A 13,515-nucleotide genomic window follows, 5' to 3' on the forward strand; every position below is an offset into this window, starting at 1 on the left:
CTGAAAGCACTGTGCTAAATCCCGCATCCCGTGTTGCGGCCGACCACCAACGAGCGCGGACCCCTGCGGGTCCCCTCGCAGACCTGGACGTGGGTCGGCGTGATCGCGGCGCTGGTGTTGGTCGCGCTTGGGGGCCAGCTCGGTCGTTGGGTCGGGTTTGCGCTGGTGCTGGCGGTCGGGCCCACGCTCGCGCGGCCGCTGCTGCGGCTGCCGCTGATCGCAGACAACCGTGAACGCATCGCGCGCTGGGTACCCGTGCTGGTCGTGGTCGCCCTCGCGACCGCGCTGCTTGGGGACCTCGCGCTGGGGCGACCGCCGGCCTCGCGCGACCACGGGATCCACTACTTCCAGACCAAGGTGCTCGTCGACGAGCTGATCCCGCGCGGCGAGCTGATCGGCTTCTCAGATCGCCTGAACACGGGCTACCCATTTGGCGACTCGTACCCGGTGCTGGGCTACCTGATCACCGGCGCGGCCAACCTGCTCAGCTTTGGGCTGATCTCGCTGCGCACCAGCTACGCCTGGGGTCTGCTGGGGATCTGGGTCCTGGCGCTGGGGGCGGTCTGGTGGCTGGCGTCGACGATCGCCCGCGAGCTGCGGGGCGAAGCGATCGAGCAGGCTCCGGCCAAGCCCGACAAAGACAAAGACAAAGACAAAGACAAGGACAGCGAGCCGCCGCGCCCGGCGTTGGCCGAGCTGCTCGATCCACGCTGGGCCGGGGCGCTCGCCGCGATCGCGTGGCTGATCGATCCAGGCGCGAGTCGCGAGGGCGGCTGGAACTACCTCATGTTCCACGGCGTGTGGCCGCAGCTGCTGTCGAGCGCGCTGTGGATCGCCTCGCTGCCGGCCACCTGGGCGGCGCTGCGGCGCCCGAGCATGCGCAGCCTCGCGCTCGCGGGTCTGTTGCTGGGCGCCAGCGTGCTCGCCCACCCGTTTGGGATGTTGACGGCCGCGACCTCGGCGGCGGCGTGGCCGATCGTGCTGTGGGCGACGGGGACCATGCGCAAGCTGCCGGGCGGGCAGATCCGCTGGTGGCTGTTGATCCACGTGTTCGCGGGGTTGGTGTGCTTGGGTTGGGTGCTGAGCTTCCTCGCCAGCGCCGGGGCCATGGCCCGATCACCGGTGCCATGGAAGCCGCTGGGCGAGCTGGCGACCTCGCTGCTCGCGGGTGAGCTGTTCTGGCAGTACCGGGCCTGGGTTGGGCCGCTGAGCGTCGTCGGCTTGATCGTTGCGATCCGTCGCGGTCGCGCGATGGCCTGGCTCGGCGTCGGCCTGGTCTGCGCGCTGCTGGTGCTGGGCTCCGAGGCTTCGATCACCGTGGTCCGCCTGGATCTACTGGTCAGCTCGTTCAAGAACCTGCAGTTCCCGCGCTACTCGATCGCGCTCAAGCCGGTGCTCTACGCGTTCGCGGGGGTCGGCGGGGCGGTGTTGCTGGCCCGGCTGCGCGCGATCCCCAACCGTGATCACCCCGCGAGCGACGCAGCCGCGCCGCGCCCCGCCGCGGGCCGGCTGCTCGCCGCGCTGTGTCTGGCCCCGCTGCTGGTCGGGATCGTCGATGATCGCGGCCGCCTGACCCCGCGCCCGGTCGGCGGCGTCGAAGTGCTCGAGGGCTCGCCGCACGCGGCCGTCGAGCAGGCCCTGTCCGAGACCCTGGTTGAAGAGGCCCAGCTGCTCGCCAGCGCCAACGATCCGCGCCCGCTCAACGTCGCGTTCTTGCGCCGGATCATGGGTGGCGGCACCTACCCGCTGTTTGCGATCACCGACGCCGACGCCAACCTGGTCCTCGATGGCCACATCCCGGCGGTCAACTACAAGTACCAAGTCCGCCGCCGCAGCCCCGACGCGCTGCGGCTGCTCGGGGTCACCCACGTCATCTACGATCATCCGCTGACCCACGGCAGCGACGACATCCGCCTGGCCGAGGCGCTCGAGCCGGTCGGTGAGTTTGGGGTGTGGAAGCTCGGGCGCCTGCGCCCAGACACCGCCAAGGAGCCCAAGCCAGTCGACCACGTGGTGATCGGCCAGCTCGGGCAGGTCGAGGTCACGCGCGAGTCGGTGACCAAGCTGAGCGTCAGCGTGGGGTCGGTCGAAGGTGCAGGCCGGGTCGACCTGCCGCTGGGTCCGTACCGCAAGTGGTCGGCGGTGCGCGACGACGGCAAGCGCTTCAAGCTCGAGCCCGTCGCGCTCGCCCGCGGGCTCCCGGGGGTCAAGCTGCCGTTCAAGCGGCCCGGCACGGTCACCTTGGAGTACCGCACGCCGACGATCGAGCGGGCCGCGATGTGGATCAGCAACGTGGCGATCCTGCTGCTGCTCGGCCTGATGTTCTCGAACCGCGAGCTGCAGCTGGCGGTCCGCTTGCAGTCGCCGCGGGCGCTGAAGATCTCGTGGGCGCTGGGGCTGCTCGGCGTCGCCGGCATCTTGGTCGGCGGCTACGTTCGCCAGCAGCAGCGGCTCGAGGACACGTGGACCAAGATCGCCAAGGATCACATGTCGTCCAAGCGGCTCGCGGGCGGGCGCAAGCTGAAATTTCGCAGTGACCTCGTTGATGACGGCGGCTACGCGGTCACGCGCTCGACCACCGATGGCTGCGACGGGACCCTGGGCAAAGACGCAATGGCCGGGTGCACCAGCGTCGACGCCCGGCCGCGCCGCTCGATGTCGTTTCGGGCGCCCTACTTGTATCGGTGCTTGCGCGTGCAGGTGCCCGGGCGCGGCAGCTTGGAGATCCACCTCGATGGCCTCGAAGCCGAGGACGATCTCGCCGGGTTCTTCGTGCGGGAGAATCGGACCTTCGAGGGCCTCAGCGTGCGGCTGCCCGGTGAGCCAGACTTCTACTCGCCGGTCGGTACGAGCAAGCGCGAGCACTTTCATCTGACCGCCGAGGGCCGCGCGGGCGCGACCACGATCGAGCTGCGCAACGATCAGAGCCGCGATCAAGCCGTGTGCTTCTCGCTCGCTGCCCTCGAGCGCGTCGACTGAGCGCGAGCGGCCCAGACCAGGCTCTTCGCCTGCTGCGCCCGACGAGGCGTGAGACCGGCGAGGTCAGCGGCGGTTCTGTGGACACGCCAGTACCTGGTGCCGTCCGCACCCAGAGTCAAAGCTCGTTCGGCGACCGCATGACACCTGGCCGGCCCCGGGTGACGAACCGCCGCACGGCATGCCGACGCACAGGTGGACACGACCCGCGCGGCGCTATGCTGCTTGAGGGTGGAGCGAGAAGAGATCAAGCAGGACGAGCAGGCGCGGCAGGCCGCAGTCGACAGCTACTTAATTTTGGACACCGAACCCGACAGCGTGTTCGATGATCTGACCGCAGCCGTCTCCAGCTTGCTCGATGTCCCGATCTGCCTGGTGAGTCTGCTCGACCGCCACCGGCAGTGGTTCAAGTCCAACCATGGCCTGGACGTGCGAGAGACCCCGCGCGAGTACGCCTTTTGCGAGCACGCGATCCGCATGGAGTCGCCGCTAATCGTGCCCGACGCGAGAGTCGACGAGCGCTTTCGTGACAACCCCTTGGTCACCGGCGAGCCCTTCATTCGCTTCTACGCAGGGGTGCCGCTGCGCACCGGTGATGGCCACGCGCTCGGGACCCTGTGTGCCATTGACGGTCGACCGCGCGAGCTCACCGCGATCCAGCAGGACCTGCTGACCCGGCTGGCCAAGCAGGCCGAGCGCGCGCTCGAGCTGCATCGCCGGATCTGCGTGCTCACGGAGCTGTTGGAGGCTCGCACCAATCGCCAGCGGCAGACCGAGCTGCTCGTTGCGATGGTTGTCCACGACATGCGCTCGCCGCTGACCGGGATCCGGTTGCTGGCCGAGACCCTGACCCCCCAACACGACTTCGACAAAGAGGCCGTCGCCGAGCTCTGCTCGCTCGCGGATCGCATGCAGCGGCACCTCATCGACATGCTGGATCTGGTGTTGGGTGACATGGGCACCCTGCGGATCCGCCGGTCTCCGGCGACGGCCGGCGAGCTGATCCAGGCCGCCGTGGGAATGCTCGCAACCGGCCCCGAGCGACGGGGGACAACGATCACGGTCGGGGTCCGCGATGATCGTGTGATCCAGGTCGACCGCGACCTCTTGGTCCGCGTGATCGTCAACATGCTCGAGAACGCGGTGTCACAGCCCCAGGTCACCCATGTGCAGATCGACGGGAGGTTCAGCGAGGACCGACTGCGGATCAGCATCACCGACGATGGCGCCGGCTTCGACCCCAGCCTTCGCAGCGACCTGTTCAACCCCTTCGCCCAGGGCGTCGATCGCAAGATCGGGCGCGGGCTGGGGCTGGCGTTCTGCCGCAGGGCCGCCGACGCCCACGGTGGGGCGGTCGGCTGTGACTCCCGTCCTGGAGCGGGCGCGACGTTCTGGGTTGAAGTCCCGATCCACACGCCGGAGCCGGCAGGCTGAGGGGTCGGGACCTCGACCCTCACTCGAGGCGATCGCGTCGGCGCTGGACCAGGGCCGCGATCGTTGGCACTGCGAGCAGCGACGCGACGGCCGTTGACAGGATCCCGACCACCGCGAGCTCCCCGATCGTTCGCAGGCCCCCGCTGTCGGCGACCAAGAACGCGCCGAAGCCCATCGCGGTCGTCATGGTCGCGGCCAGGATCGCCCGGCCGGTCTCATCGACGGAGCGATGCAGGCCCGTGTTGGTGCTTGGCTCGCGGCGGATCGCGGCGGTCAGGTACACGCCGTTGTCCACGCCGATGCCCATGATCGCGGGCAGGATCGGCACGCTGAACAAGGTCAGCTTGAGGTCGAAGGCGCCAAGGATCCCAAACGTCCACCACAGCGCGAGCGCGAGCGGGGCGATCGTGATCAGGGTCTGGCCAAAGCTGCGTACCTGCCAGAACACGAACGCCACGATGATCGAGAGCGCCATCCCCAGCACGACGGGCCACTCCTCCTCGAGGGTCGTGAAGATCGTCGCGTAGACCGTGGGCTCGCCCGCGAAGGTCCCGGTCCCGTCGGCGTAGGCCTGGACCTCGTCCATGAACTCCACGCTGGTGATGATGTCGGCGGCGTCGTAGTTGGGGTAGGCGAACAGCCCCCAGCTGCCGTCGTCGCCACGCAGCTTGCCGATCGCCTCGGGCGGAAGATCCTCGGGGCCGAAGGGCTGGGCCTCGAGCATGCGCTGCAGCGTGGCGCCGTCTTTGGGATCGAGGCCGGTCTGGTTGGCGGCCGGCTGCGCGGGGGCGAGCTCTTCGTCGGGATCGCCGTCGGCATTCTCAGCATTCTCGGCATCCTCGGCATTCTCGTCATCCTCGTCATTCTCGGCAGGCTCGAAGTCGTCGTCCCAATCGTCTGACCCTGCGTCGAGCTCGTCGGGGTCTTCGCCGCGCAGCTGCGCCCACACGCGCGGGCTCCAGTCTTCGGTCATCGCGTTGATCCGCGCGCGCCGAGCCTGCTGATCGATGTGCTTGGGCGGCATCAAGCTCGGCGCCGCGACCAGCTCGGCCACGCGGGTGTCGCCGGCCTCGACCCGGCGGGCGTGGTGGTCGATCGCGCGCTCGTAGACCCGCTCGAGCTCGGCATAGGTCGGGACCGAGAGCACGCTGGCGTGGACGTTGCGCCCAAAGATCTCCGAGATCAGGAACACGTCGGCCTCGGTCGCGTCGCGGGTCTGGTCGCTCTGCAGTGACCGGGTGTTGCGCTCGAACCCGTCGCTTCGCATGTGGCTGATGCCCCGAAACGACGCGACCGTCAGCAGCACGATCGCGGCGAAGATCAGGCCCGGCCGGGCGAGCAGCGCGCGCGTGGCCCCGCCAACCCCATCGGGCGGCATCCGCTTGGGGGGCTTGACCCCAACCCAGGCCAGCAGCGCCGGGTACACGGTGAGCATCGCCAGCAGGCACAGCCCCACGCCAAACCCCGCGATGACCCCAAACTCGCCAAACGCCGGAAACTCCGAGGTGGCCATGACCACGAACGCGCTCGCGGTCGTGCACGAGGCGACGAGCAGCGGCGCGATCACAGCCCTGAACGCGCGCCGGATCGTCTGCTCGCTGCTGTAGTCCTCGCGCTCGCGCCGGGCTCGGGCCAGGATGTGGATGCCCGCGTCGATGCCGATCCCCATCACCACCGAGGAGATCAAGCTGGTGATCGAGTTGAGGTGGCCGATCGCCAGCTGCGTGGCCCCCAGCGACCAGGTCACCCCGCACGCGAGCGGCACCAGCAAGGTCCCGATCGCCCGCCACGAGCGAAACAACAGGTACAGCACCACCATCACGCCAAGCAGCGCGACCGCGCCGCTGCGGACCATGTCGCGGCCGATGATCTTGCGTTCGGCGGCCTTGTTCACGTAGGGGCCGACCAGGTTGAAGCGGACCTCGGTCGCGTGCCACGGCCCCGGCTGGGCGAACACCTGCGAGACCCGCTCGAGCATCCGGTCGCTGACCTCGACGGCATAGTCGAGATCCGCGGAGCTCTGGCTTGGGCGCAGGAACAACACCAGCGCGTCGATGCCCTCGCGCTCGTAGTAGTCACGAAACCCCGCGCGCTGCTCGACCGCCTCGCGCTTGGTGTCGATGAACGCCTGCAGCGCCGCGGGTGCGTCTGGATCCGGCGGCTCGATGCACACGTCGGGCGCCGCCGAGCAGAACTGATAGTGCTGCCACGCTTCGACGCGCTCGACGAGCGTGTCCATCTCGGGCCCCTCGAGATAGTAGAGCGCGTGCTCGATGAAAAAATTGCTAGCGAGGCGATGGTCGACCTCGCGCAGCATGGGCTCGTCCGCGAGCTGCTCGGCGAGCGCGTCGGCGAGCGCGTGGCGGTCTGCCGCGGCCCCGCCTTGGATCACCACGTTGATCGAGCCGACCGCGCCAAAGTTGGCTTCGACGTGCTCGATCGCCTCGACGACAGCGTGGTCGCGGGGCAGCAGCGCCCGCAGGTCGCTGTCGATCTTCAAGCGCGAGGCGAGCCAGCCCGAGACCAACGTCAGCGCCAAGCCCAGGACCAGGACCACGCGATGGTGACGGATGATCTGCTCGATCCACCAGTCGCGCAGACGGTGGGCCCAGCGAGCGGTGGGCGGCTCGGTCAAGCGCCCCGACCCTACACGACGGCCGAGTAGATCGCGTGCCGGCCCACGCCGATTCGCTCGAGCCGGCCCTCTTTACACAGCACACCCAAGTGGTGGCGCAGGACCTTGCGATCCATGCGTGTGTACTCGGCGATGTCGTCGAGCGTGACGTCGCCGTTGCCTTCGACGAAGGGCACGACCATGCGCCCGACCTCGTCGGTCTCGAGTCCGCCGTCGGCCGGGGCCTTGGGGATCTTCTTGACGATGTCGTCGGCCATCTCCACGCCCTCGGCGTCGGCGTCGGCCTGTTGCTCGGGGCCGCCTAGCGCCTCTTGCAAGATCCGACGTTTGCGCTTCTTTGGCGTGTCCGCTTCGGGCTCGGGCTCGGGCTCGAGACCGAACGCATCGCGCAGATCCCCAAGCGTGATCTTGGAGAACTGGGTCCACAGATCCCGCGCCTCCAAGAAGCCAACGAGCTCACCAAGCTTGACGTCGCCAGGGTTGCTCAGACCTTTGAGGGTCTCGACCGCGCTGAGGCGCTCGAGCTCGTTGCGGCGCAGGGGAGGGATGTCGTTGCCAGCCATTCTCGTCTCGGGTTTCGCTCGCTAGCACGTCCGTCCGGCCCGCACCGAGCGGGGGAGGGCGCACCAGATCGCGCGATTCACGGGCTACCAGCGATCGCCACTTCGCGACCGCCTGCTAGCGTCGAGCTGATTGTGCGTCACGCCTGGCGGGCACGGCAACCCTGGGATTGGGACCTGATCTTTCGAGCAGTTCCGAGCGCGGGCCCGGCCGGTCGGCGTGAGTCGTCGATGCGCGAAAATGGAGATCTCTCAGACCAATAGTCGGGGCTGGATCGCCGGTGACTCGTCGGTCACTCTGGGGACCAGTTGGGGATCGGGATGTGGGTGGATCTCCGTGGGTCCACCCACAGCAAATCCGGGGCCAACGCGAGAACCTGGGTGGCGTCGACCATCTGAACGGCATTGATCAAGCCGTTTGTCGGGCGCCTCAGCTTGATTCTAGGGGTTCCCAGATCACCAAGCCCGTGGGCCGGAAGCTGTGGGCAAAATCCGATCGCGGCGATCGCGAGGTTCTTGCGACACACCACATGTTGTGGTTGGTTAGGCCCCCGACCCAACATGTGGGCCGGCGACTCGCCGGCCCCACAATTTCCAGATTCGGCGCCAAATTCGGGTCCACCTGCTCCGGTCCACGAGCTTCGGGTCCCACCAGATTTGGGTCCACCAGACTCGGGTTCGGGCTCGTCAGTTGAGCGAGTTCGTGCCAAACCCCCCCCCGACGAGGGCACTGCTCCAGCGCCCGTCGCCGCCATCGACGCCATCCGACTTCCCGCCCGCTGGCATGGCACGAGCTGCCAAGCCAAGCCTCGCCTCCGCCTCCGCTCCTCCATCGTCCCGGCTGACCTTCCCCAGCCGGCACCAGGCGACTCGCCCGAGTCGACCGCTTCAGAGACGGCTTCGCTCGAAGCCGACCGCCCCAGATTCGGCTTCGATCCAAGCCGATGGGGGAGCCGTCCGCGCTCTACCACCTGCTCGCTTGCTCACCCACTCGCCGCCACGCCCCGCACCACCATGAAGATCAGCCGCCTCTTCACCCGATCGACCGAGCGCCCCTACGAGGGCCTCGACTTCGAAGCCCGCAGCTCTCGCATCACCAACCCGGACGGGTCGCTGGTGTTCGAGGCCAGTGACATGTTGGTCCCCCGGGGCTGGTCGCAGGTCGCGGTCGACATCCTCGCGCAGAAGTACTTCCGTCGCGCTGGGGTCCCCGCCGTGCTCCGCCGCGTCCCCGAAGAGGGCGTCCCCGAGTGGCTGTGGCGCAGCGAGCCCGACGAAGAGGCCCTCGCCAAGCTGCCCGAGGCCGAGCGCTTCACCGGCGAGCGCGACAGCCGTCAGGTGTTCGATCGCCTGGCCGGCTGCTGGACCTACTGGGGTCACAAGCACGGCTACTTCGAAGACGATCAGCAAGCGCGGGCCTTCTTCGACGAGATGGTGACCATGCTCGCGAGCCAGCGCGCCGCGCCCAACAGCCCGCAGTGGTTCAACACCGGCCTGCACTGGGCCTACGGGATCAGCGGCCCCGCGCAGGGCCACTACTACTGCGACCCCACCACCGGCGAGCTGCTCAAGTCGGTCAACGCCTACGAGCACCCGCAGCCCCACGCCTGCTTCATCCAGGGCGTCTCGGACGATCTCGTTGGCGACAGCGGCATCATGGATCTGTGGGTCCGTGAGGCCCGGCTGTTCAAGTATGGCTCGGGCACCGGGTCCAACTTCTCGCAGATCCGCGGCGAGGGTGAGCCGCTGTCGGGTGGCGGGCGCTCGAGCGGCTTGATGAGCTTCCTGCGCATCGGCGATCGAGCCGCCGGCGCGATCAAGAGCGGCGGGACCACACGCCGCGCCGCGAAGATGGTCGTCGTCGACGTGGATCACCCGGACATCGAGGCCTACATCGACTGGAAGGTCGTCGAGGAGCAGAAGGTCGCGGCCTTGGTCACCGGCTCGCGGCTTTGCAACGAGCACCTCAACCAGATCATCCGCGCCTGCCACGTCACCGACGCCGAGCTCACGGCCGCCGAGCGGCTCGACCCGCGCAAGAACCGTCCGCTGCGCAAGGCGATCAAGCGCGCGCGCAAGGTCCAGGTCGCAGAAAATTACATTCAACGCGCGATCCAGCTGGCCAAGCAGGGCGCCCGCGAGATCGAATTTCCCGAGTACACGACCGGCTGGGACTCCGACGCCTACGGGACCGTGTCGGGCCAGAACTCCAACAACTCGGTGCGGATCGTCGACGGGTTCCTGCGCGCCGTCGAGGACGACGACACCTGGGATCTGACCCGGCGAACCGACGGCAAGGTCAGCCGGACCCTGCGCGCGCGCGAGCTGTGGGACAAGATCGCCTATTCCGCGTGGAGCTGCGCCGATCCAGGCCTGCAGTACGACACGACGATCAACGACTGGCACACCTGCCCGGCCGACGGCCGGATCAACGCCAGCAATCCTTGCTCGGAGTACATGTTCCTCGACGACACGGCGTGCAACCTGGCGTCGTTGAACCTCATGAAATTCGTCGAGTCCGGCGGGGTCGGCGACGGCAACTTGGACGTCGAAGCGATCCGTCACGCGACCCGGCTGTGGACGATCGTGCTCGAGGTCTCGGTGCTCATGGCCCAGTTCCCGAGCCCGCAGATCGCCACGCGCAGCTACAAATTCCGCACGCTCGGGCTTGGCTACGCCAACCTCGGCACCTACTTCATGGTCCGCGGCGTCCCCTACGACTCCGAGCAGGCCACCGCGATCTGTGGCGGCGTCACGGCCTTGATGACCGGGGCGAGCTACGCCGCCTCTGCCGAGCTCGCGGCCGAGCACGGGCCGTTCCCCGGCTACGCCGACAACCGCGAGTCGATGCTGCGGGTGATCCGTAACCATCGCCGGGCGATCTACGACGTGCCGCGCTCGGAGTACGAGTCGCTGGCGACCGCGCCCAAGGGCGTCGACTCGCGGACCTGCCCGAACTACCTGCTGCGCTCGGCCCAGGCCGCGTGGGACGAAGCGCTCACCCGCGGCGAGAAGTCGGGCTTTCGCAACGCCCAGGTCACCGTGATCGCGCCAACCGGCACGATCGGCCTGGTCATGGACTGCGACACGACCGGCATCGAGCCCGACTTTGCCCTGGTCAAGTTCAAGAAGCTCGCCGGCGGCGGCTACTTCAAGATCATCAACCAGTCGGTCCCCGGCGCGCTGCGTCGGCTTGGCTACACCGACGGACAGATCGAGGACATCGTTCGCTACTGCAAGGGCGCCGGGACCCTCGCTGGCTCGCCGGAGCTGACCCACGCGGATCTGCGCGCCAAGGGGTTCACCCAGCCGCTGATCGATCGGATCGAGTCCGAGCTGGCCCAGGCCTTCGAGCTCTCGTTCGTGTTCAACCGCTACACGCTGGGCGACGACTTCTGCCGCGACACGCTCGGGTTCACCGACACGCAGCTGTCGGATCCCGGCTTCGACATGCTCCGCGAGCTCGGGTTCACCCCCGACGAGATCCAAGCCGCCAACGACTGGGTCTGCGGGACCATGACCGTCGAGGGCGCGCCGCACCTGCGTGACGAGCACCTCCCGGTGTTCGACTGCGCCAACCGCTGCGGTCGCTACGGGGTCCGCTTCATCCGCCCCATGGCCCACGTGCACATGATGGCCGCGGCCCAGCCGTTCTTGTCGGGGGCGATCTCCAAGACGATCAACATGCCCAACGAGGCCACGATCGACGAGGTCAAGCAGGTCTACCTGGCCTCGTGGAAGCTGTGCCTCAAGGCGATCGCGCTGTACCGCGACGGCAGCAAGCTCAGCCAGCCGCTCTCGGCCTCGCTGGTCGACGACATCAGCGACGACCTCGATGATCTCGACGAGGCCGAGCCGAGCTACCGGGCGCCCGCCGCCGCGACCAGCCAACCGCAGGTGATCGAGAAGGTCACCGAGCGGCTCGTGCACCGCTACTTGTCCAAGCGTCGGCGGATGCCGGATCGCCGCGCCGGCTACACCCAAAAAGCCACGATCGGCGGGCACAAGGTCTACGTGCACACCGGCGAGTACACCGATGGCACGCTCGGTGAGATCTTCATCGACATGCACAAAGAGGGCGCAGCGTTCCGCTCGCTCATGAACTGCTTCGCGATCGCGATCAGCTTGGGCCTGCAGTACGGCGTGCCGCTCGAGGAGTTCGTCGACGCGTTCGTGTTCACGCGCTTCGAGCCCAACGGGATCGTCACGGGCCACCCGCACGTGAAGATGTCGACCTCGATCATCGACTACATCTTCCGCGAGCTCGCGGTCTCGTACCTCGATCGCACCGACCTCGCGCACGTGCTGCCCGAGGACCTCGCCCCCGACTCGACCGGCGCCGACGAGATCATCGAGTACCGCGACGAAGAGGTCATCTCCGAGCGCGTCGTGACCCCCGGTCCGCTCAAGCTGACCGCCGACATCCCCCGCTCGACCCACCTGTTCGTCGGTGACTCGGCGCAGGGCAAGATCGAGGTCGAGGACCGCACGGTCGGCGTGGCTGCCAACGCGTCCGGGTTCAAGCCGGTCGCCGCGGCCGGTGGGGCCAACGGCGGTCGCGCGGCCGAGCTGCAAGCCCAGGCGGCGTTGGGCGAGCAGGTTCGGCGGGCGCGGATGCAGGGCTACGAGGGGGACGCCTGTGACGCGTGCGGCGGGTTCACGCTGGTCCGCAACGGATCGTGCATGAAATGCATGACCTGCGGCGGCACCTCCGGCTGTTCTTAATCATTACCCCCACAGCCGCCTTCGCACCTCGGGGGCCTTCTATGACCCCCACAGGCGGCTTCGCACCACGCGGTCACTCGCTTCGCTCGCTCCCAACGGGCCGTTTGTTCGCATCCGCATGTGTGGCCCCCTCGAAGGGGGCTCTCGTCTGGGCACCTGGAGCTGGGTGGGTGCCTCTCCATTTACGTGGTCGATTATGACCCCCACAGGCGGCTTCGCACTTCGCAGGCCTTCTATGACCCCCACAGGCGGCTTCGCACTTCGCGGTCACTCGCTTCGCTCGCTCTTAAGGGGGCGTTTGGTCGCGGGTGCATCATTGGCCCCCTAGAAGGGGGCTCTCGTCTGGGCACCTGCAGCCACCGGGTGGCTCTCCACTTGCGTGATCGACGATGACTCCCGCAGGCGGTTTCGCGCTGCGGGTGATCGGCCCCTACAAGGGGCTCTCGTCTGACCACCTGCAGCAACCGGGTGGCTCTCCACCTACGTGATCGACGATGACCCCCGCAGGCGGTTTCGTACTGCGGGGGTGTCGTCGCTGCGGATCAAAGACAGTCTGCCCGTGTGCGTGGGCGCGTCAGAACGGTTCGAGGTGAACGCTGAGGGACTCCGAGAAGTCAGATCCCGCGTACACGACTAGCTCGTACATGCCGGGACTGAAATTGAACACCGTCGTCAGGCCCGTGTCAGCGTACAAGTGGGGGTGCTCCGAGCATGCGGCGCACGCTTGAACGTTGAAGTCCAGCTCGGCGTCTTCGCCGTCCTCGCCACGAATGAAGACGCCTGTCCGCATTTCCTCCGGGAACCAGAGCCGCCGTGTCGCCACGATTCGACTCCCCAATGGGCCGATGACGCCGTTGGCGGCACAGTCCATGTCAATGTCGAACACGACCTCGCCATTTGGGTCAGCGATCGCATCGGGTTCGCCAGCACACTCCCATAGCCGCGCCCGATATTGCTGTCGGTGGCACCGCGGATATTGCTCGTATGCGCTGAGCAGCTCGGAGAACTCGACGTCGAGGACCTTCGGGATCGCCTCGCGCCAGTCGTCGAGGGTCGTGAAGTAGGGCATTTCGTCGCACAGCCCAGCGACCGCCTCCGGCCCGTACTCCTCGAACAAGAACGAGGCGAAGTTTCCAGCCCGCTCGTACTCCGGGTAAGGAAGCGGCGCCAGGGTCAGGATGTCTT

Annotated in this window: 6 protein-coding genes; 3 read left to right on the plus strand and 3 right to left on the minus strand. The window is 67.9% G+C overall.

Annotated features, from left to right (window positions below):
* The first annotated feature begins 30 nt into the window (after nucleotides 1-30).
* Both DB30_RS30770 and DB30_RS30775 read left to right on the plus strand, forming a co-directional pair.
* On the plus strand, nucleotides 31-2,979 hold the full coding sequence (locus tag DB30_RS30770) for a hypothetical protein (protein WP_052555733.1): 2,949 nt from the start codon (nucleotides 31-33) through the stop codon (nucleotides 2,977-2,979).
* 228 nt (nucleotides 2,980-3,207) lie between these two features.
* Entirely contained in the window at nucleotides 3,208-4,410 is a 1,203-nt protein-coding gene (locus DB30_RS30775) for a GAF domain-containing sensor histidine kinase (protein WP_052555734.1), read from the plus strand.
* Nucleotides 4,411-4,429: 19 nt separating this feature from the next.
* Here DB30_RS30775 and DB30_RS30780 read toward each other — a convergent pair whose 3' ends face one another.
* Entirely contained in the window at nucleotides 4,430-7,045 is a 2,616-nt protein-coding gene (locus DB30_RS30780; protein WP_052555736.1) for an efflux RND transporter permease subunit, read from the minus strand.
* Between the two features lie 11 nt (nucleotides 7,046-7,056).
* Entirely contained in the window at nucleotides 7,057-7,608 is a 552-nt protein-coding gene (locus tag DB30_RS30785) for a hypothetical protein (RefSeq protein ID WP_052555738.1), read from the minus strand.
* Nucleotides 7,609-8,619: 1,011 nt separating this feature from the next.
* On the opposite strand from DB30_RS30785, the gene DB30_RS30790 reads away from it, so the two are divergent.
* Nucleotides 8,620-12,330: a vitamin B12-dependent ribonucleotide reductase gene (locus DB30_RS30790; protein ID WP_052555740.1), complete on the plus strand. Its 3,711-nt coding sequence runs from the start codon at nucleotides 8,620-8,622 to the stop codon at nucleotides 12,328-12,330.
* Between the two features lie 574 nt (nucleotides 12,331-12,904).
* Here the strand turns inward: DB30_RS30790 and DB30_RS30795 are convergent.
* The coding region (locus DB30_RS30795) for a hypothetical protein (protein ID WP_165704032.1) at nucleotides 12,905-13,515 on the minus strand (611 nt) is incomplete at its 5' end.

It is taken from the genome of Enhygromyxa salina (assembly GCF_000737335.2).
Lineage (GTDB): Bacteria > Myxococcota_A > Polyangia > Nannocystales > Nannocystaceae > Plesiocystis > Plesiocystis salina_C.

Excerpts from the sequence above, each read along its gene's own strand:
- DB30_RS30785 (WP_052555738.1), bottom strand. The coding sequence starts at position 7,608 with ATGGCTGGCAACGACATCCCTCCCCTGCGCCGCAACGAGCTCGAGCGC.
- DB30_RS30790 (WP_052555740.1), top strand. The coding sequence starts at position 8,620 with ATGAAGATCAGCCGCCTCTTCACCCGATCGACCGAGCGCCCCTACGAG.